The sequence below is a fragment of the Nocardia higoensis genome, from assembly GCF_015477835.1.
Lineage (GTDB): Bacteria > Actinomycetota > Actinomycetes > Mycobacteriales > Mycobacteriaceae > Nocardia > Nocardia higoensis_A.
The window spans coordinates 68,132-86,880 of the sequence record NZ_JADLQN010000004.1 but is presented as its reverse complement, the minus strand read 5'-3'; the positions used below and the strand labels follow the sequence as shown (position 1 = coordinate 86,880).

Annotated in this window: 15 protein-coding genes and 1 pseudogene; 5 read left to right on the top strand and 11 right to left on the bottom strand. The window is 69.6% G+C overall.

The window, feature by feature from the left end; translation table 11 throughout:
* The gene (locus IU449_RS20970) at positions 1 to 780 is read left to right on the top strand and encodes a sirohydrochlorin chelatase (RefSeq protein WP_195003836.1); all 780 of its coding nucleotides are present in this window, start codon (positions 1 to 3) and stop codon (positions 778 to 780) included.
* Positions 781 to 1,164: 384 nt separating this feature from the next.
* Here IU449_RS20970 and IU449_RS20965 read toward each other — a convergent pair whose 3' ends face one another.
* Both IU449_RS20965 and IU449_RS20960 read right to left on the bottom strand, forming a co-directional pair.
* The gene (locus tag IU449_RS20965) at positions 1,165 to 2,133 is read right to left on the bottom strand and encodes an SMP-30/gluconolactonase/LRE family protein (protein ID WP_228805450.1); all 969 of its coding nucleotides are present in this window, start codon (positions 2,131 to 2,133) and stop codon (positions 1,165 to 1,167) included.
* 29 nt (positions 2,134 to 2,162) lie between these two features.
* A complete protein-coding gene (locus IU449_RS20960; protein WP_195003835.1) occupies positions 2,163 to 2,783 on the bottom strand; it encodes a TetR/AcrR family transcriptional regulator in 621 nt (206 codons plus the stop codon).
* 115 nt (positions 2,784 to 2,898) lie between these two features.
* On the opposite strand from IU449_RS20960, the gene IU449_RS20955 reads away from it, so the two are divergent.
* Together IU449_RS20955 and IU449_RS20950 are read left to right on the top strand one after the other, a co-directional pair.
* Positions 2,899 to 4,311, top strand: coding sequence for an MFS transporter (locus IU449_RS20955; protein WP_195003834.1), 1,413 nt, complete (start codon positions 2,899 to 2,901; stop codon positions 4,309 to 4,311).
* On the top strand, positions 4,308 to 5,108 hold the full coding sequence (locus tag IU449_RS20950) for an SGNH/GDSL hydrolase family protein (RefSeq protein WP_324188357.1): 801 nt from the start codon (positions 4,308 to 4,310) through the stop codon (positions 5,106 to 5,108). Before IU449_RS20955 ends, IU449_RS20950 begins: the two co-directional genes overlap by 4 nt.
* A gap of 256 nt (positions 5,109 to 5,364) precedes the next feature.
* Here IU449_RS20950 and IU449_RS29530 read toward each other — a convergent pair whose 3' ends face one another.
* The 3 genes from IU449_RS29530 to IU449_RS20935 form a co-directional block, all read right to left on the bottom strand.
* Positions 5,365 to 7,485: an Hsp70 family protein gene (locus IU449_RS29530; protein WP_195003833.1), complete on the bottom strand. Its 2,121-nt coding sequence runs from the start codon at positions 7,483 to 7,485 to the stop codon at positions 5,365 to 5,367.
* Between the two features lie 576 nt (positions 7,486 to 8,061).
* Positions 8,062 to 9,651 (bottom strand): FAD-dependent oxidoreductase, encoded by a 1,590-nt coding sequence (locus IU449_RS20940; protein ID WP_195003832.1) that lies wholly within the window; start codon positions 9,649 to 9,651, stop codon positions 8,062 to 8,064.
* A 15-nt stretch (positions 9,652 to 9,666) separates the two neighbouring features.
* Complete coding sequence (locus tag IU449_RS20935) at positions 9,667 to 10,671, bottom strand: AurF N-oxygenase family protein (RefSeq protein ID WP_195004101.1); 1,005 nt, start codon at positions 10,669 to 10,671, stop codon at positions 9,667 to 9,669.
* Between the two features lie 362 nt (positions 10,672 to 11,033).
* Between IU449_RS20935 and IU449_RS20930 the strand changes: the two genes are divergently transcribed.
* Positions 11,034 to 11,810, top strand: coding sequence for an SDR family NAD(P)-dependent oxidoreductase (locus IU449_RS20930; RefSeq protein WP_228805449.1), 777 nt, complete (start codon positions 11,034 to 11,036; stop codon positions 11,808 to 11,810).
* Positions 11,811 to 12,211: 401 nt separating this feature from the next.
* Here the strand turns inward: IU449_RS20930 and IU449_RS20925 are convergent.
* From IU449_RS20925 to IU449_RS20905, 6 genes and pseudogenes are all read right to left on the bottom strand, one after another.
* Positions 12,212 to 13,198: pseudogene (locus IU449_RS20925) on the bottom strand (sulfate/molybdate ABC transporter ATP-binding protein); the annotation flags it as partial.
* A gap of 49 nt (positions 13,199 to 13,247) precedes the next feature.
* Positions 13,248 to 14,054, bottom strand: coding sequence for a sulfate ABC transporter permease subunit CysW (cysW, locus tag IU449_RS20920; RefSeq protein ID WP_195003831.1), 807 nt, complete (start codon positions 14,052 to 14,054; stop codon positions 13,248 to 13,250).
* Positions 14,051 to 14,851 carry a sulfate ABC transporter permease subunit CysT gene (gene cysT / locus IU449_RS20915; RefSeq protein WP_195004099.1) on the bottom strand — a complete coding sequence of 267 codons (801 nt, stop codon included), beginning with the start codon at positions 14,849 to 14,851 and terminating at the stop codon, positions 14,051 to 14,053. Before cysT ends, cysW begins: the two co-directional genes overlap by 4 nt.
* A 129-nt stretch (positions 14,852 to 14,980) precedes the next feature.
* Positions 14,981 to 16,027: a sulfate ABC transporter substrate-binding protein gene (locus IU449_RS20910; protein ID WP_195003830.1), complete on the bottom strand. Its 1,047-nt coding sequence runs from the start codon at positions 16,025 to 16,027 to the stop codon at positions 14,981 to 14,983.
* A gap of 198 nt (positions 16,028 to 16,225) precedes the next feature.
* On the bottom strand, positions 16,226 to 16,315 hold the full coding sequence (locus IU449_RS29705) for an Ms4533A family Cys-rich leader peptide (RefSeq protein WP_324188356.1): 90 nt from the start codon (positions 16,313 to 16,315) through the stop codon (positions 16,226 to 16,228).
* 151 nt (positions 16,316 to 16,466) lie between these two features.
* Positions 16,467 to 16,706, bottom strand: coding sequence for a hypothetical protein (locus tag IU449_RS20905; RefSeq protein WP_195003829.1), 240 nt, complete (start codon positions 16,704 to 16,706; stop codon positions 16,467 to 16,469).
* Positions 16,707 to 16,786: 80 nt separating this feature from the next.
* On the opposite strand from IU449_RS20905, the gene IU449_RS20900 reads away from it, so the two are divergent.
* Positions 16,787 to 18,748: a glycoside hydrolase family 15 protein gene (locus tag IU449_RS20900; protein ID WP_195003828.1), complete on the top strand. Its 1,962-nt coding sequence runs from the start codon at positions 16,787 to 16,789 to the stop codon at positions 18,746 to 18,748.
* Position 18,749: the final 1 nt, after the last annotated feature.

Below are 18,749 nucleotides of genomic sequence, written 5' to 3'. Positions count from 1 at the left end.
GTGGCTGGGCCCGCGCCGCTCGACGCCGCGCTGATCACCGTCGGCCACGGCAGCCGCGACCCCCGGTCGGCGGCCACCGTGGCGGCGGTGGCGGACGCGGTGGCCGCGGCCAGGCCGGGCGTCACGGTGCGCCCGGCGTTCCTCGATCTGAGCGCGCCCTCGGTGGACCAGGTGGTCGACGCGGTCGCGGGCGCGGGCCACACCCACGCCGTCGTTGTTCCGCTGTTGCTGGGCAACGCCTTTCACGCGCGTGTCGACCTGCCCGGGTTGCTCGCTTCCGCCCGGCGCCGTCATCCGCTGCTGCGGATCGACCGAGCCGACGTGCTCGGTCCCGACCCGAGGCTTGTGCACGCCCTCGCCGATCGTGTGCGAGCGGCGTGCGCACCGGATTCTCCCTCGCTCGCACCGCATGAGCGGAACCCGCACCGGCGGCTCGGCGTGGTGGTCGCCGCCGTCGGGGCGTCCTCGGCGACAGCCAACGCCAGGACGCGGCTGGTGGCTCGGGCACTCGCCGAGCACACCGGTTGGTCCACCGACATCGGTTTCGCCACCACCGAGCCCGGCGTATCGGCGGCCAAGGCGCGGCTGTCGGCCCGCGGCGTCGACCGGATCGTCGTCGCGCACTACTTTCTCGCCCCCGGCCTGCTGACCGACCGCATCACCGCGGCGACACCGGATCTGACGCATACCGCGGCGCTCGGCGCCCACCCGGCCCTCGTCGACCTGGTGTGGGATCGCTACGACGCGGCCTGCGGTGCACCGCGCGCACTGTCCGCGTGAATCGCTGGACGGCCCACACCAGCACGCCCCGTCATGCCGACCGCGTGCTCGAGCCATGCGTCGCGTCGTCGGGCAGTGGCGGGCCGTCGAAGCTCCCCGGCACTCGACACCGCACCGCCTGCGCAATCGCCTTCCCTGCCGGATCACCGACCGCCACTCGAGCGGTCACTGTCGCCGCAGCCGCACCGAGCGCATCGGAAGTCGGGTTGCACACTCACCGCGTCCACGCGGTCGGCGCTCCCGGATGGGGCGATCCGCCGCCCCCGCCGAGCGGTGGTGGCGGCCCGCGCGGAAGTGCCGCCGGGCCGCGCGTGATCCGGTGCGGGAGAACCCGACCGCCGGTGCGCTCGGCGGTGGCGGTCGGCGACCGGTGTGGGTCGTGCGCTAACGGCGGCGGACGTCCGCGGGGGTCACGTCGACATCGGCCGGTGGCCGCAGACGGCGCAGGGTGCCGTCCATGCTCGTGACGAACAGCGCCCAGGAGTCCCCGTCGCGGGCGATGCGCACCGAGGTCGCGCCGTCCGCCGGGGTGCGCATGTCGGGCTGCTTCACAAAGCCCGTCGCGATCGCGCAGGCCGACCTGGTCGCCGGATTCACCCGGTACACCGCGCCCACGACGTGGTCGGCGAGGAACAGCTGATCGTCGCGGGTGGCCTCCATGTCGTCGGGCAGCGCGAACAGCTCGGGCACGCCGATGACCGGCGAGGGCGCTCGGGGAGCGTCCAGGAAGATGCGCTGGACCCGCATGGCGAGATCGGAGACGTAGATCGAACGGCCGTCAGGCGCCAGCGCCATGCCGTTGGAGAACATCACGTCGGACCAGGTCTCGGTGTATTCGCCGGTGGAAGGCCGGTACCGGGAGATCCCCGTCGGCGCGCGGTTCATGCCGATCGCTGTGAACAGCAGGTCGCCGTCGGGCAGCAGGAGCAGTCCGTTCGGGCCGTTCAGATCGGTGAGCAGGACGGTGACCTCGCCGGTGGCGATCTCGTAGCGCTGCAGGGTTCCAGGCAACGTGTTCGTCCCGTCCCCGGTCAAGAAGTAGACGTACGGGCCGGCGACGCGCACTCCGGCCGGCTTGTCCAGGCCGGTGACCAGCTTCTCGAGCGTGCCCTCGGCATCGATGTGGCCGAGATAGCCGTCGGCGATGCCGGTGACGTAGAAGCCGCCCGCGCCGTCGGAGTCCAGGTTCTCCAGGTTCCCGACGCCCGCGGCGATCACGCTCGTGGTCCAGCCCTGCGCGCACATCGGCGGAAAGATCTCCGCTCCCGCCGGGCCAGCCGCGGCGAGACCCGCCGCCACGACACCCGCCAGCGCGGCCGATCCCATCGAGAGCACTCTACGACGCAACGTCATTCGGATCATTCAACCAGCGACGCCGCGTCTCAGGGCGCAGGATCGCCGAGCAGGCGGGAGATGATCGTGCGCGCGGTGGACACCCCCGCGTCGTCGCCGAGCTGGCGGGCGGTATTGGCCGCGGTGACGACGGCGGCGATCTCGAAGGCGAGCGTGTCCGGGTCACGCCCCGGCAGTTCGCCCGCGTCGGCCGCGTACCGGATCTGTTGGTCCAGCAGTGCCAGCCATTCGGCGTGGTCCGCGGCCAGGGCGTCACGAACCGGGCCGTTCCGGCTGTCGAACTCGGCGAGGGTGGCGGCGCGGAAACAGCCGCCCGGGAACACCGGCTCGGTGACGTAGTCGAGCCAGCGGGCGACCAGCGCGCGGACCCGGGTGATGCCGCGCGGCTCGCGCATACCCGGCTCGATGATCGTCGCGACGAAGACCTCCCTGGCCGCGCGGACCGCCGCCAACTGCAGCGCCTCCTTGGAACCGAAGAGTGTCGCGATGCCGCTCTTGCTGATGCCGAGATCGGTGGCGAGTTTGCCGATGCTCAGCCCCTCGAGTCCGTCGACCGAGGCGACGTCGGCGGCGTGCCGCGCGATCGCCGCACGGGAGCGCGCGCCCTTGGCCAGGCGTTGGTCGGTGTTCGGTTCGGTCATGCGGTCCATTCTTCCATCGGGGCTTGTGCATACGAACGGTCGGTCGTATGTTGATGAACGAACGATCGTACTTTTTGTTTCCCGACGCGTCGTCCCTTACATCTCTCTCGCCACAAGGATCCCCATGTCCCTGGTCTCCGAGCGAACGGACAGTTCGCCCCCGCCGAACCTCGCCCGCCGCACCCTGCTGCTGGCCTGCGGTGCGGCGTTCATCGCCTTCCTGGACCTCTCGGTCGTCAATATCGCCTTTCCCTCCCTCGCCCGCGACTATCCGTCCACTCCCGTGACCACCCTGACCTGGGTCGTCAGCGGCTATGCGGTCGCCTTCGCGGCACTGCTCACCCCGGCGGGCCGCCTCGCCGACGCTCTCGGCAGGCGCCAGCTGTTCCTGGCCGCACTCGCCGGATTCGCACTGACCTCCCTGCTGTGCAGCCTCGCGCCGAACGCGCCGATGCTCATCGCCGGACGACTGCTCCAAGGCGCCACCGCCGCGGTGATGCTGCCCGCCGCGCTGGGACTGGTCCTCGCGGTCACCCCGCGCGAACGGATCGGCGCGGCCATCGGCGCCTGGTCGGCGGCAGGCGGATTCGCGGCGGTGGTGGGCCCCGCGGTCGGCGGCGCGCTGGTCGAGATGTTCGGCTGGCGCTCGATTTTCGTGATCAATGTGCCGATCGCGGTGCTGCTCGTCGTGCCCGCTCTGCGCCTTCCTGTCCCCGAGACCGGACGGACCGGGGCATTGCCGGATCCGGTGGGCACCGTCGCGGTCGCGCTCGGGCTGGGCGGGCTCGTCGCCGGAGTCACCGAGGGACAACGGTGGGGCTGGAGCTCCCCCGCCACGCTGCTCGCCCTCGGACTGGGCGCTGTTCTCCTGGTGGCGGCCATCGTGCGCTCGGCACGGCAGCACGCCGACGGCTCCGCGCGTTCGGCGCTGGCGGTGGAACTCTGGCGCAGCAAGCCCTACGCGTCGGCCAATGCGGCCTCCTTCGTGTTCGCCGCCGCGATGTACTCCTGGTTGCTGGCCGGCCCGCTGTTCCTGGACGCCGTATGGGGCTACTCGGTCATCGGGTCGGCGGCGGCGCTGACCGTGGGCGCTCTCGCGTCCATGGTGACCGCGAACATCGCCGGGCGGATCACCGGGAGCGGTCCGCGACGGTGGGCGGGCGTGCTGGGCGCGGCCGCGTTCGCCGCCTCGGCATGGTGGATGAGCACCGACGCGTTCGGTCCCGATCCCGCGCTGTGGTCGGCGTGGATTCCCGCCGGAGTACTCGGCGGCGGCGGCATCGGCCTGGTGCTGACCGCGCTCGGCACGGCGGCCGCCAGTTCGCTGCCGCCCGAACAGTTCGCCGTCGGCATCGCCATGAATCTCACCGCCCGCCAGGTCGGCGGCGCGCTCGGCGTCGCGGTGATGGCCGCCGTCCTGGCCGCCCATCCCGGTGACGCGCTCGCCGGTCTGCACACCCATTTCGCGGTCTGCGCGGTGATCGCCGTACTCGCCGCCTGCCTGTCCGCCATCCCTTCCACCTCGGAGAAACCGTGAACGACAACGACTTCCCGCTCGCCCGCTCCGCGTCCGTCGACTCTCTCGACACCAGTTCGTTCGGTGCCGGCTCCTTCGACACCGATTCCTCCGACGGTGCGGGGCTGATCACCCGGGAACCGCCGACCGAACTCTCCGATCCGATGCTGCTCGCCCCCGGCGAAGCACGACAGCTGCTACGGGGCGCGTCCTGGCAGCGCTTCGCGGTGATCGGCGACTCGATTGCCCTGGGCATCGGCGATCCGAGCCCCGGCTACGAGCCGACCGGCTGGGCGGACCGCGTCGCGAACGCGCTACGCGGAGCGAATCCCGGCATGCGGTACCTGAACACCGGCCGCAAAGGTGCCACCACGGCCCAGGTCCGCGACGAACAGCTCGCCCGCGTCGTGGAATTCGAGCCGGACCTGGTGCACATCGTCTGCGGCGGCAACGACTTGTTCGTCGCCGAACCCGACTTCGACGCCCTGCGTGCGAATCTCGACACCATGTTCGCCGCGCTCGCCGCGACCGGAGCCCAGGTGTGCACCTTCACCGTCGCCGACATCTGGGAGACCGAAAGCATGGCGGCATTGGCCCCCATGCGTGATCGCATGGCCGCACTCAACGCGATGGTCCGCGATGCCGCCTCGACCTACGACGCACTGCTGGTGGACTTCTGGACGCATCCGCTGCGGCTACGCCCCGATCTCATGAGCGCCGACCTCATCCATTTCGCCACCAGCGGCCATGCCGTCGTAGCCGCCGAGATGATCCGAGCCCTGTCCACCCTCATCCGGCCCACACCGGCCACGCACTGAGGCCCGGCCCGCGGGACGCCTGGCGGTTCGATGCCGAGGAGAACCCGCCGATTCGGCCCGAGGCGGTGAACGCGGGGCCGAGCGGCGGGTGCTCGTCACCACTGCGTCGAGCGCGAGACGGTGCGGGCATGGGGGCGGGCACGGGGGCGGGGGCAGGAGCGGGTGCGGGGCAGGAGCGGGTGCGAAGGCGAGGTCGGACGAGCGTCCATCCGCGTGTAGCGGCAACCATGGCCTGACCTCCGGGATGCGACGCTCGTCAGCGGGAGCCGCCACCACCGCCGAGGCCACCGCCACCCATGCCACCGCCACCCATTCCACCGCTACGGCCGACGCCACCACCGCCGGAGGGAGAACCAGCGCCGCCCATGCCTCGCCCGGTCCCACCATGACCTGCGCCGCCTTTGCCGGATCCGGCACCGCCTCCAGGCGTCGCGCTTCCGCCCTGGCCGAGGCCGCCTCCTCCGCCGGTGGAGGACTTCCCCGGCCCGCCCGTCCCTGTCCCACCGGTCGACGAGTTGTCCGAGCCACCCACGGCACCACCGGCGCCCGCACCACCGGGCGTGCCACCGCCGGGATTACCGCCATCGGAGGGGGCGCCGCCACCGGAAGTGCCACCACCGCTGGAATCGCCTCCCCCGGAGGACGTTCCGTCGGCGCCGGACCCGCCACTCGAAGCCCCGCCACCGCCGGACGAGCCGTCACCGCCCGGGGCGCCACCACCGCCCGTAGAACCGCCATCGTCCGGTGACACGCCACCGGAGGAATCGCCGCCACCGGGAGCCGCGCCGCCGGAGCCGTCTTCTGTCGATGCTCCGCCGCCCGCGCCTGTGGGATCCGCGCCGCCGTCCGATCCCCCGGTTCCCCCGCTCGCGCCGCCACTTTCGCCGTCATCGGACGATCCCTGCCCGGCGTCCGGTGCGGTCGTGCCCTCGCCGCCCGGCTCGGGACCGGGAGCAGGTGCGGGCGCTGCGCCGTTGTCGCCGGGCGCGGCCGGATCGCCGCCAGGGGGCTCGCTCGGCGGCTCGCCGGGTGTTCCCGGATCCGAGGGAGTGCCACCGGTTCCCGGAGCCGGAGCGATCGGGTGATACCGGCCCGCGTCGGAGATCCAGCCGAAGGGCAGCAGGTGGGGGAAGTGCGCGGGGCCGGACTCATCGGAGAGCAGCAGTGTGCGACGGTCGGGATGGGAGTCGCCGCGGGATTCGGCGATGGTCGGCCCCATGGGCCTGCGGCCGGTGGGGACGAAGCGGCCGTCCGGGTTCCGGGTGAGGCCGGGGATCGGTTCGGTGAGTCCGATCGGGATGCCGTAGCGGACATCGCCGTCGGAATGTGCGCCGGAGGTGGTGTCGATATAGGCGTGGGTCCGCACGTCGAGCGGCCGGGCGAGATCGGGGTATCGCTGAAGCATCGGCTCGAGCACGGGGTCGGTGTTGCCGCCGAGCACGGTCGCGGCGGAAACCGCCAGAGCCGAAGCCACGGCCGCGCCGGAGAACACCGCACCGCGCGTGGGGCGCGGCACGTCGTCGGTGGAGGCGAACGAGCGGGCCGCGAAGTAGGCGGCCCCGGTGGCGATGATCTGCCCCGGATCCGCCGAGGTGATGACCGGCCTGCCGAGTTCGGCGAGGGTGGCGCAGACCTCCGGCGGGCGCGACGCCGCGCCGACCACCAGGATCCGGCCGATGTCGGAGAGGCTGCGGCCGGTGGAACCGAGGCAGGACCGGACCACGTCGAAGGAATCCCGGATGTGGTCGGCGCGCAGGCTGTCGACATCGACGAGGGCGGACAGCGGAATCGCGCCGGGCTGTGTACCCCGCGAGTAGCGGGCGATGGTCGCGCCGAGCGGACGCCCGCCGAAGTCGTAGCAGCGGCGTGGATTTCCGACGACCGGATGGTCGGACCAGTCCGGGCCGACCCGCACGACGGTGACGTCGAGGCTGGCGCCGCCGAGGTCGTAGACCAGCGCGAATCCCGGCTCGAGCGGGCCGTGTTCGTATTCGAGCCATTCCGCGGCGGCGACCGGCTCGGGCACCATGATCACCTCGCGCATCCCGCCCAGATCGAGAGCCTGGCGCAACAGCGCGACCTGCTTGTCGGAATACACCGCCGGATAGGTCACCACCGATCCCGCGATCAATTCACCGGTGTCGAGCAACTCCCGCACGACGGTGGCGACGAGACCCGGCGCGGTGTAGAGGCGTCCGCCGAGGACGAACGGTTCCGGATCTCTCGCCAGGTCGGCGAAATCCGTGACGGCGGAATCGAACCGGGGCAAGCTGCCGACCCTGGCGGCACCGTGGTCGTCGAGAGTGAGTGCGGTGCGCCTGGTGCGCACCCAGGGCCGAGAGCGTGAAGGACTCACCGAAGCCGTCACGGAGTTCACCGCGCCGATGCTCAAACCCACGCACAAAGACATTCGCCATCCCGTCAACGCACCGAGACCACGTCCAGCACACAGTCGAACCGTGTGGCCGCGGTCGTCTTCCAAACAGCACGAACAGGCTAACCGATCGGATGCGGCGGTGATGACGTATCCGCATCAATCGTCACGCATCCGGGAGGCATCCACGACAAAACCGCAGGACAATCCGACGGACTCCAGCATCAAGCACCCTCGACACCGGAATCACGCTGCAGGCAGCCCCTTTCCGCTACTTCACAGCGATCACCCGGGCCGACGGAAAGGGTCCCCCCGGGCCGCCGCCACATCGGACCGGCAAAGATCCGGCATGCGCGAGAGTGCAATCCGGGCACTCATTGCCACCTGTTCGCCGCCGACGGTTCTCCACGCATTCGGGCCGGACGGCGCGACGACCACGAGCCGAGGCCGCGGACACGCGGGCCGAAGCCACAACCTTTCGGCAACCGAGGATTCGGAGACGAACGGGCGGACGAGGCGACCTCGTCCGCCCGTTCGTACGCGATATCACCGACGACGGGTTCACACCCGACGAGCGGTTCAGAGCCTGGCCAGCAGCCGCCGCAGCGACCCGGTCTCCCCGGCGCGCCGCGCGGCCGCGCCTCCGGCCCGCGCACCCGGCCTGCGCGCACGCACCAACCGGTCGAATTCTTCGGCGCCGTAGCGGGGTTCGGCCAGTAGACCCGCGTTGACATCCTGGGCGAGCCGCTGCACCGTCTGCTGCGCGCAGGACTTGTTGGTGCCGATGAAGCCGGTCGGCCCGCGCTTGATCCAGCCGGTCACATACGTCCCCGGCAAGGCTGTATCACCTTCGAGGACGCGGCCTTCCCGGTTCGGGACGACCCCCGCGCGCTCGTCGAACGGCAGTCCCGGCGTCGGCACCCCTCGGTAGCCGACGGAGGTCAGGACGAGTCCGGCGTCGATCTGCTCGATGTCGCCGGTGGGTGTCGCGACCACGCGCCCTTCGGCGTCCGTGCTCAATGCCGTGCGGACGATCTCGAGGCCGGTCACGTGGTCGGTGCCGAGCACCCGTACAGGTGCGCCCAGGTAGCGGAACACGATCCGCTTGCGCCCGCCGACCCGGCGATCCGCGACCTGGTGCAGCAGGCGCAGCTTCTGCTCGGTCTCGAAGGGCAGGCCGGGGACGACCTCGGGTAGTTCACCCTCGACCACGATGTCGACATCGGCGCCGAGCAGGCCGACGAATTCCGGCACCGTGAACGCGGATTCGGCAGGACCGCGCCTGCCGAGCACCACGACTTCCTCGATCTCGCTCTGCCGCAGGGCCGACAGCGCGTAAGGCGCGATATCGGTGCCCGCGAGGGTGTCCGGATCGCTGGTCAGCACGCGGGCCACGTCCAGGGCCACATTGCCGTTCCCGACGATCACCGCCCTGCGGTGCGTCAGGTCGACGAGGTCGCCCGCGTGGTCGGGATGGCCGTTGTACCAGGCGACGATGTCGGTGGCCGAGACATTGCCCGGCAGCCCCTCTCCCGGAATCCCGAGCTTGCGATCCGAGGACGCGCCGACCGCGTAGATCACCGCGTGGAAGTGGTCGAGCAGTTCCCGGTGCGAAATATGCTCGCCCACCTCGACATCGAGATACGAGCCGAATCCGGGCTGTGCGGACATCACGTCGAAGAGCCTGCTCACCTGACGGGTCCTCGGGTGATCGGGGGCGACGCCGAAGCGCGCCAGCCCATAGGGCACCGTCAGCCGATCGAAGACGGTGACCGAGACGTCCGGCTGGGTGAGCAGTTCGTCGGCGGCGTACATGGCCGATGGGCCCGAGCCGACGATCGCCACCCGCAACGGACCCCGCGCGGTGTCGATCTCGGGGGCGGGCACCGGCCGCGCCAGCAACGGACGCGGACGCTCCTGGCGATAGAACGCCGCGTTGATCTCGACGAACGGAAGTTGTTCGCCCGTCAGCTTCTTCACCGAGGTGATGGCGTCGACGGGGCAGGCCGTGGCGCAGGCGCCGCAGTCCACACACGCTTCGGGGTCGACGTAGAGCATCTCCGCGGTGGCGAAGTCCGGCTCGTCGGGGGTGGGATGGATGCAGTTGACCGGGCACGCGTAGACGCACGAGGCGTCACTGCAACAGGATTGGGTGACGACGTAAGGCATCGATCGGACCGCCGCTCAGCCGGCTTTGGCCAGGCGCAACGGCTCGGACCGGTAGCGGCTTGCCGGGCCGTCGATCCCCAGGAGCTTCCAGACCCGCTTCGCGATCGGGTTCATCAGACCCAGATTCTCGGCCAGCGCGCGGACGTCCACGAAGTAGTCGCTGAAGGTCTGCTTGGCTTCCTTCGAGCCGTAGAACAGCTCCTTGCGCACCTGCTCCGGGATGTCGAACTCACGGAAGAACGATTTCGGCGGAGTGGCGATGGAACGACCGAGGATGAACATGATCGTCGGCATGGCCAGCGAGAGTACGAACTTGTTGACCCGTCCGGTTCCGGGGACGTGGTTGCTCAGGAACTCGTGCGCGAAGGAGATGTGCCTGGCTTCCTCCGCGACATGGATCGACATGACGCCGAGCATGATCGGGTGCACCTCTTCGCCGGAGCGCAGGATCTGCTTCTGGATGTGGTCGATCGGCTCCTCACCGGCGAGCACGGCCATGAAGAACAGGTTCGGCGCGAGCGCGGCGACCGGCGCGGCGATGTACTTGAACTTGCTGACCAGCGGGCCCATCCCCGGCACGTCGATGCCGATGCGATTGACCATCTCCTGGAACATCAGAGTGTGGTTGTGCTCCTCGATCATCTCGTGGGAGCAGTAGCGGAACTCCGGCGAGCCGTTGGGCAGGCCGAAGTTGTGCGTGACCATGCCGCTGATGAGGATCGACTCGAACTGCAGGCCTACTTTGGCGATATTGGCCTGGCGGTACTTGCCGAGCTCGATCTTCCTGGCCTCCGGCAGCGCCTGATACCACGGATGGCGGCCGAGCGGATCGGCCGAGACCGGCAGGACCCAGCGATGTTCGCCCGCCGTCGCGGCGAAATCGGGGTTGTCCCAGTCGATGTCTTCGAAGGGGTCGAAGTGCCGGTTCACCGAACCCTCGGACAGCAGCAGCAGCTTGGCCGCGTACTCCTGCGCCTTCGCGAGATCCGGGTCGATATCGGTCGTCGCGGCTTTCGACATCATCGTCACTGCCTCTCCTCGGGTGCCGATTAACTGTTTCCAATAGTTACAGCTACTGCCGAGTAGGTCAACCCCCGCTGTCCGAGCGGCCGAGAAACCAGTATCTACCAGCGGAAACGGACGGCCTGCAAGATCGGCCGACAGTCCAGGGAGACCGGTTTTCCTCGGATACCCAGAACTCGCAGTCTCATTTATCCCGCCGCGAAGTTCCGCTCCAGTTTCGCGGACTCATGATCGATGACACATCAAGTACCGCGTCCGAATGCCGCCAGCACTACCCGCGCTCGATCGCTTGACTGAGTACGGCGGCAACGCACACGCCGAGACCGAAACAGCGGTCACGAGAGGGGAAGTGGAGACGGATGAACGAGACAGCGATGTCGGCACGTTTCGCGGAGCAGGTCGCGGTGATCACGGGTGCGAGTTCGGGAGTGGGCAGGGCGGTGGCATTGCGACTGGCCGCCGAGGGCGCCGCGGTGGTTCTGGGTTCGCGCGGCAAAGACGCCGGTGAGCAGGTCGCCGAGGAGATCCGGGCGGCGGGTGGGCGGGCGCTGTTCGTCCCGACCGATGTCACGGTGGAGAGTGATGTGGCCCGGCTGACCGAGGCCGCCGTGGTCGAGTACGGACGCTTGGACATCGCGTTCAACAATGCGGGAGCGGTGCGTTCGGCCGGGCCGGTGGAGGAGATCGACGAGGCGGGCTGGCGCGCCGATCTGGAACTCAACCTCACGGCCGTGTTCTACGGCCTGCGCCACCAGGTGCCCGCGCTCGCCGCGTCGGGCGGTGGCGCGATCCTCAACAACGCCTCGAACCTCGGTGTGGTCGGGATGGGATCGGTGGCGCCGTACGTGGCCGCCAAGCACGGGGTGGTCGGGCTGACCAGGGCCGTCGCGCTGGAAGCCGCGGACCGGGGCGTGCGGGTCAATGCGCTGGTGTCCGGCGCGGTGGACACTCCGGCGTTCCGCGCGTCCATGGGCGCCACCCCCGAGGGCGAGGCGGCGGTCACCGCGCTGCACCCGATCGGCCGGATCGCCGCGCCGGACGAAATCGCCTCGTTCTGCGCGTATCTGCTCAGTCGCGAAGCGGGTTTCGTCACGGGCGCGGCGCTCGCGATCGACGGCGGCTTCACCGCACGCTGAACGCTGTCACGCGCGTTCCGGAGCTATCCGGTTGTGCGCGCGCCGGTTTCGCGGGCGGCGGACGCGTCCTTCTGCTCGGTCCCGGCGGTCTGGACGGCCGCGTCGTCTCCGGCACTTTCGGCGGCCCCGGCAGGCCCGCTGGTTTCGGCAGCCCCGGTAGCCCCCGCCGCCTCGGCGGTTTCGGCAGCCCCGACGGTTTCGGGCGTCCCGGCGGACGGGACACCCGTGGCGGACACAGCAGGGGAAGCTGCCGGCTCGGCGGAAGGCTCGGCAGCCCCGGAGTCGGCTGCCAGTTCCGGGTCGGGCTCGGTCACCGTGGGTTCGGCGGACTCGGCCTCGGCGGCCGCCTGCCCGACCGGCGCGGAATCGGCGGAGGAGATCTCGACCGGGACAAGGCCACCGGGCAGCTCCGGAATCCGGGTGGCGCGCGCGAAGACGGTCTCGCCCTCGCTCAGCCGCAGCGCCTCGGCGTCACCGCGGGTCACCTGGGCGGAGAACAGGTCGCCCGTGGCGGCGTTGCGCATCTCGACGCGCACCTGGAAGCCCAGATGGACCACGCGATCCACGGTGGCGCGGGTGACGCCCGCCGATTCCGCCGTGCCCTCGTGCGCGGCCAGCGCCATGCCGGGGTCACGGCCCACCCGGATGTCGTGGGGACGCACCATGTGACCGTTGAGCTTGGCGACATCGCCGAGGAAGGACATGACGAACTCGTTGGCGGGCCGGTCGTAGACGTCCTCGGGGCTACCGATCTGTTCGATCCGGCCCTTGTTCATCACCGCGATCCGGTCGGCGACGTCGAGCGCCTCCTCCTGGTCGTGGGTGACGAGCACGGTGGTGACGTGCACTTCCTCGTGCAGTCTGCGCAGCCAGGTGCGCAGGTCCGCGCGGACCTTGGCGTCGAGCGCGCCGAAGGGCTCGTCCAGTAGCAGCACCTGCGGGTCGACCGCCAGGGCGCGGGCCAGCGCCATGCGCTGACGCTGTCCGCCGGACAGTTGCGCCGGATAGCGGTGCTGGAAGCCGTCGAGACCGACGATGCCGAGCAACTCGTCGACCCGCTTGGCGATCTCGGCTTTGGGCCGTTTCCGGATCTTCAGGCCGAAGGCCACGTTGTCGCGCACCGTCATGTGCTTGAACGCGGCGTAGTGCTGGAAGACGAAGCCGATGTCGCGCTTCTGCGGCGCCACCCGCGTCACGTCCTTGCCCGCGATCACCACGACGCCGTCGTCGAGCGACTCGAGGCCGGCGATGGAGCGCAGCAAGGTCGACTTGCCGGAGCCGGACGGGCCGAGCAGCGCGGTCAGTTCGCCGGAGGGGATGTCGATGGTGACGTCGTCGAGCGCGGCGAAGCTGCCGTAGTTCTTGCGGGCGTTGGTCACGGTGATCATTTCTTGCCTCCGGCACGGGCGATCAAGGATGTACCTTCTGCGCGGGTGGTCACTTGGCCTCCCGCTTGCGTTCGAGAACGGTCATCAGCAGCAGAACCACCAGGGCGATACCCATCAACAGGGTGGCGGCGCTGTACGCGCCGAAGGTGTTGTGGTCGTTGATGTAGCGGCTGTGCACCAGCAGGGTCAGCGTGAGCGACTGGCCGGGCAACGCCGAGGACACCATGATCACCGCGCCGAATTCGCCGAGCGCACGGGCGACGGTGAGCACGACGCCGTAGGTCAGGCCCCAGCGGATCGCGGGCAGCGTGATCCGCCAGAACGTCTGCCACTTGGAGGCGCCCAGTGTCGCGGCCGCCTGCTCCTGGTCGTCGCCGATCTCGTGCAGCACCGGTTCGACCTCGCGCACCACGAACGGCAGGGTCACGAAGATGGTCGCGATGACCATGCCGGGCAAGCTGAAGATGACCTTGAATCCCAGGTCCTCCAGCCCACCCAACCAGCCACCCGCACCCCACAGCAGGATGAGGGCGACGCCGACGACGACCGGCGACACCGCGAACGGCAGATCGACGATGCCCTGTACGAGATTGCGCCCGGGGAACCGCCCGCGCACCAGCGCGAGGGCGGTGATCACGCCGAACACCACGTTCACCGGCACCACGATGGCCACGATCAGCAGCGAGAGCTGGAACGCCGAAATGGCCGCGGGCGTGGTGATCGAGTCGATGAACGCGCCGATGCCGTTTTCGAAGGTGCGCCACAAGATGATGATCAGCGGCAGCACCAGCAGCACGAACAGGTAGGCCAGTGCGACCGTCCGCAAGGACAGGCGGATCAACGGGGTCGGTTTCATCGGGCCGCCTGTTCCTTGCGCGCGGAGCGATCGGCCAGGAAGCGCAGCACGAGCAGCGTCACGAAGGCGATCAGCAGCAGGGCCACCGACACCGCGGCGGCATTGACCGGCCGGTCGATCTCGATCTGCTTCTGGATGTACTGCGAAGCCACCTCCGTCTCGCGCGGAATCGCGCCGCCGATCAGCACCACCGAGCCGTACTCACCGATGGCGCGGGCGAAGGCCAGGCCGCCGCCGCTGATGATCGCCGGGGTCAGCGCGGGCAGCACGATCCGGCGGAAGGTCACCCAATTGCTCGCGCCGAGCGACAGCGCCGCCTGCTCCACCTCACGATCGGCCTCGATCAGCACCGGCTGCACCGAACGCACCACGAAGGGCAGCGTCACGAACGCCAGCGCGACCACCAGACCCGGCTGGGTGGCGTTCAGGTGGATGTTCACCGGGCTCTGCGGACCGTAGAGCGAGAGCAGCACGATGCTGGCCACGATCGTCGGCAGCGCGAACGGCAGGTCGATCAGCGCGTTGACCACGCCCTTGCCGGGGAACTCGTCGCGGACGAGCACCCAGGCGATCAGGGTGCCCATCACGACGTTGATCAGCGCCACCACCACCGACACACTCACGGTGATCCGCAGCGAGTCGAGGGCGGCGGGCGCGGTGACCGCCTCCCAGAATCCGGCCCATCCGTCCTCGAACGAGGTCACGGTGAGCGCGGCGAGCGGCAGCAGCACGATGATGCTCAGCCACAACACCGCGGTGGCGATTCCCAGCGGGCCGACCGAGCCGCTCACCTGCAACCACGTCTTCGGCGAGCGCCGGGAATGTGGCTGTTTCCTTGTGAGGTCGACGCCGGGTTCCGCCCCGGCGCCGACGCTACTGCTCTCAGTCACGTTGCTCCAGTATTCCGTGTGCTTCAGCTCACCTGGTTATCTGGTCGCGTTCTCGTAGATGATCGCGATCGAACCGGTGTCCGGGGTGAACAGTTCGGTGTTCACCGTGTCCCAGCCGCCGAGGTCGTCGATGGTCCACAGCTTCGCCGGAGTGGGGAAGTCGGCGGCGAAATCGGCGGCGACCTGCGGGTCGACGGGGCGGAAACCCGCCTCGGCCCAAGCCTTCTGGCCCGCCGGGGTGAACAGGAAATCACGGAAGGCGACCGCCTTCTCCGGGTTCTGGGCGTTCTTCAGCACCGCGACCGGATTCTCGATCTTGAAAGTGTCCGCGGGCACGACGTGCTCGATCGGATCACCGTTGCGCTCGGCGAAGATCGCCTCGTTCTCGTAGCTGAGCAGCACATCACCGGTGCCCTGCAGGAACGTCTCGGTCGCCTCGCGTCCCGACTTCGGCTGCACCTTCACATGCTCGGGCGAGATCAGCTGACTCAGGTAGTCCAGACCGGCCTGCGGATTCTTGCCGCCCTCGGACTTCGCGGCGTAAGGCGCCAGCAGATTCCACTTGGCCGAACCCGAACTGAACGGGTTCGGCGTGACGACCTCGATGCCCGGCTTCAGCAGGTCGTCCCAGGTCTGGATGTTCTCGGGATTGCCCTCGCGCACCGCGAGCACCACCACCGAACCGAACGGCACACCCTTGTCCGCGCCCGCGTTCCAGCTCTCGTCGACCAGGCCTGCCTCGACCAGACGAGTGATGTCCGGTTCTACGGAGAAGTTGACGACATCGGCCTGCGCGCCGTCCTTCACCTTCCTGGACTGGTCACCCGAGGCGCCGTAGGACTGCTGGATCTGGACGCCCTCGCCCGCTTCGGTCTTCTGGAACTCGGGGATCACCTTGTCGAAGCCGGGCTTGGGGACGGCGTAGGCGTAGAGATTGACGCTGCCGCCGCTACCGTCGGCGCCGCCACCGTCCACCGAATCACTGGCGCCGCCGCCGCAGGCCGTCAGGACGACCGCGGCGGCGGTGGTGAGAGCGGCGGCGGCGAAGCGACGGCGCGGAGCGAGCCAGGTTCTGCGTGACATTCTGGTGCCCTTTCGGTGCGGACCGCCACGACGACCACGTGGTCGCGGCGGAGACAGGCTGAGAATCGGGTAGACCCTGCCGACAGGGGTACGACGACAGCGGCGCGTCTACCGGCCGAGGGCCGGCGAGCACGGGTCACGCCTGCGTGGTGCGCGCCGGTCTACGGGACTGGAAGCGCAGACGTGTCCGAACACGCTTCAGCGACAGAGAATGTCGGCGACCGCGAGATTGCCGACAGCGATCAACGCCAATTCATGGCGGACCTGCGGTACGGCGTTCGAAGACACGCGCAGACTCTAGCAGAGCGCGCGGTGGCGTTCGAATCGAACGAATCTACTCCCTCACCGGCGCCCGTGGAGAATCAGCGGGTGAAGAACCAGGCGACCACTACCAGTACCAGCAGTGCGACGAGAGCGAGTTGAACCCGAGAGCGTGGCATCAGCGGGCCCCGCTGCCCGCGGGCTCGCGACGCATCGGCTCGGCGGCGGGTTCCGGCGATGCCGCCTGGCGGTCCCGGCCGAGCATCCGCAGCGCGGCGCGCAGGCCGCGGTCGAGCAGATAGGCGATGGCGAAGCTCACCGGCACCATGCCGATCAGGACGACGAAGAACTGCGGGATGAACGGCAACCCCGCCACCCACAATTCGAATCCGTCCCACCAACCCGCGATGCGCTCCACACCGCCCAGCCTACTGGTCGACGCCGGGCACCCCGCGCCCGGCGGTGGACGGGGAGCGCGCCGGACACCGATGATGGGTTATGGCGTCGCACATCGATCCCACCGACCTGCCGGTTCGCGGCGCGTTCGCGACGGACCCGCATCCGACCGCGTTCCCGCCGATCGACGAGTACGCGTTCCTGTCCGACTGCGAGACGAACTGTCTGGTCGCGGCCAACGGCTCGGTGGAATGGATGTGCCTGCCGCGTCCGGACTCCCCCAGCGTGTTCGGGGCGCTGCTCGACCGCAGCGCGGGCCATTTCCGCCTCGGACCGTACGGGCGCACCGTCCCCGCCGCGCGCCGCTACCTGCCCGGCGGCATGATCCTGGAGACCACCTGGCAGACCGAGACCGGCTGGCTGATCGTGCGCGACGCGCTGGTACTCGGTCCGTGGCACAACAACGACCAGCGCAGCCGGACCCACCGCCGCACGCCGATGGACTGGGACGCCGAGCACATGCTGTTGCGCACGGTGAAATGCGTCAACGGCACCGTCGAACTCGAGATGAGCTGCGAGCCCTCGTTCGACTACCACCTCGCCCCGGCTTCCTGGGAGTACACCGGCAAGGTGTACGAGCAGGCCACCGCGGTGGCACGCAACGATCCGAGCGCGAACCCGACGCTTGTGCTGACCACCGATCTGCGCCTCGGTCTCGAGGGCAGGCAGGCGCGAGCCCGGACCCGGCTGCGCGAGGGCGACCAGGTGTTCGTCGCGCTGACCTGGGCGGAACTGCCCGCGCCCGCGACATTCGCCGACGCCGCGGCCAAGATGCGCAACACCATCGACAGCTGGCGACAGTGGATCACCCTCGGCAAATTCCCCGACCATCCCTGGCGCAGCTACCTGCAACGCAGCGCGCTGACGCTGAAGGGCCTCACCTACGCTCCGACCGGTGCGCTGCTGGCCGCGGCCAGCACCTCGCTGCCCGAACAACTCGGCGGGCGACGCAACTGGGACTACCGCTACACCTGGGTCAGGGACGCGAGTTTCGCGCTGTGGGGTCTGTACACCCTCGGTCTGGACCGCGAGGCCGACGACTTCTTCGCTTTCCTCAACGACGCCACGACCGGACCCGACGGCGACCCCGTGCCGTTGCAGGTCCTCTACGGCATCGGTGGTGAGCGCGCGATCGTCGAACGCGAACTGACGCACCTGAGCGGCTATGACAACGCGCGGCCGGTGCGCATCGGCAACGACGCCTTCAACCAGAACCAGCACGACATCTGGGGCACCATGCTGGACGCGGTCTATCTCCACGTCAAGTCCCGCAAACAGGTGCCGGAGACGCTGTGGCCGCTGCTGGAGCGGCAGGTCGGCGCCGCGATCGCGCACTGGCGCGAGCCCGATCGCAGCATCTGGGAGGTGCGCGGCGAACCGCAGCACTTCACCTCGTCGAAGGTGATGTGCTGGGTGGCGCTGGATCGCGGTGCGAAACTGGCCACGATGCACGGTCAGCTCGAGCGTGCCGCGCAATGGCGGGAGATCGCCGAGGAGATCAAAGCCGATGTCCTCGCCCACGGTGTCACCGACGAGGGCGTGTTCACCCAGACCTACGGCGGCGACACCCTCGACGCCTCGCTGCTGCTGGTGCCGCTGACACGGTTCCTGCCCGCCGACGACCACCGGGTCCGCGCGACCGTACTGGCCATCGCCGATCGGCTCACCGACAACGGGCTGGTGCTGCGCTACCGCACCGCGACCACCGACGACGGCCTGACCGGCGGCGAGGGCTCGTTCACCATCTGCTCGTTCTGGCTGGTCTCGGCCCTGGTGGAGATCGGCGAACTGCGGCGGGCCAGGCACCTGTGCGAGCGCCTGCTCGGCCTGGCCAGCCCGCTCCGGCTCTACGCCGAAGAGATCGACCCGCGCCGCGGCAGGCATCTGGGCAATTTTCCGCAGGCGTTCACCCATCTGGCCCTGATCAACGCGGTCACGCATGTGATCAGGGCCGAGAACGACCACGAGGCGGGCGGATTCCACCCCGCCCATCACGCGAGCTGAC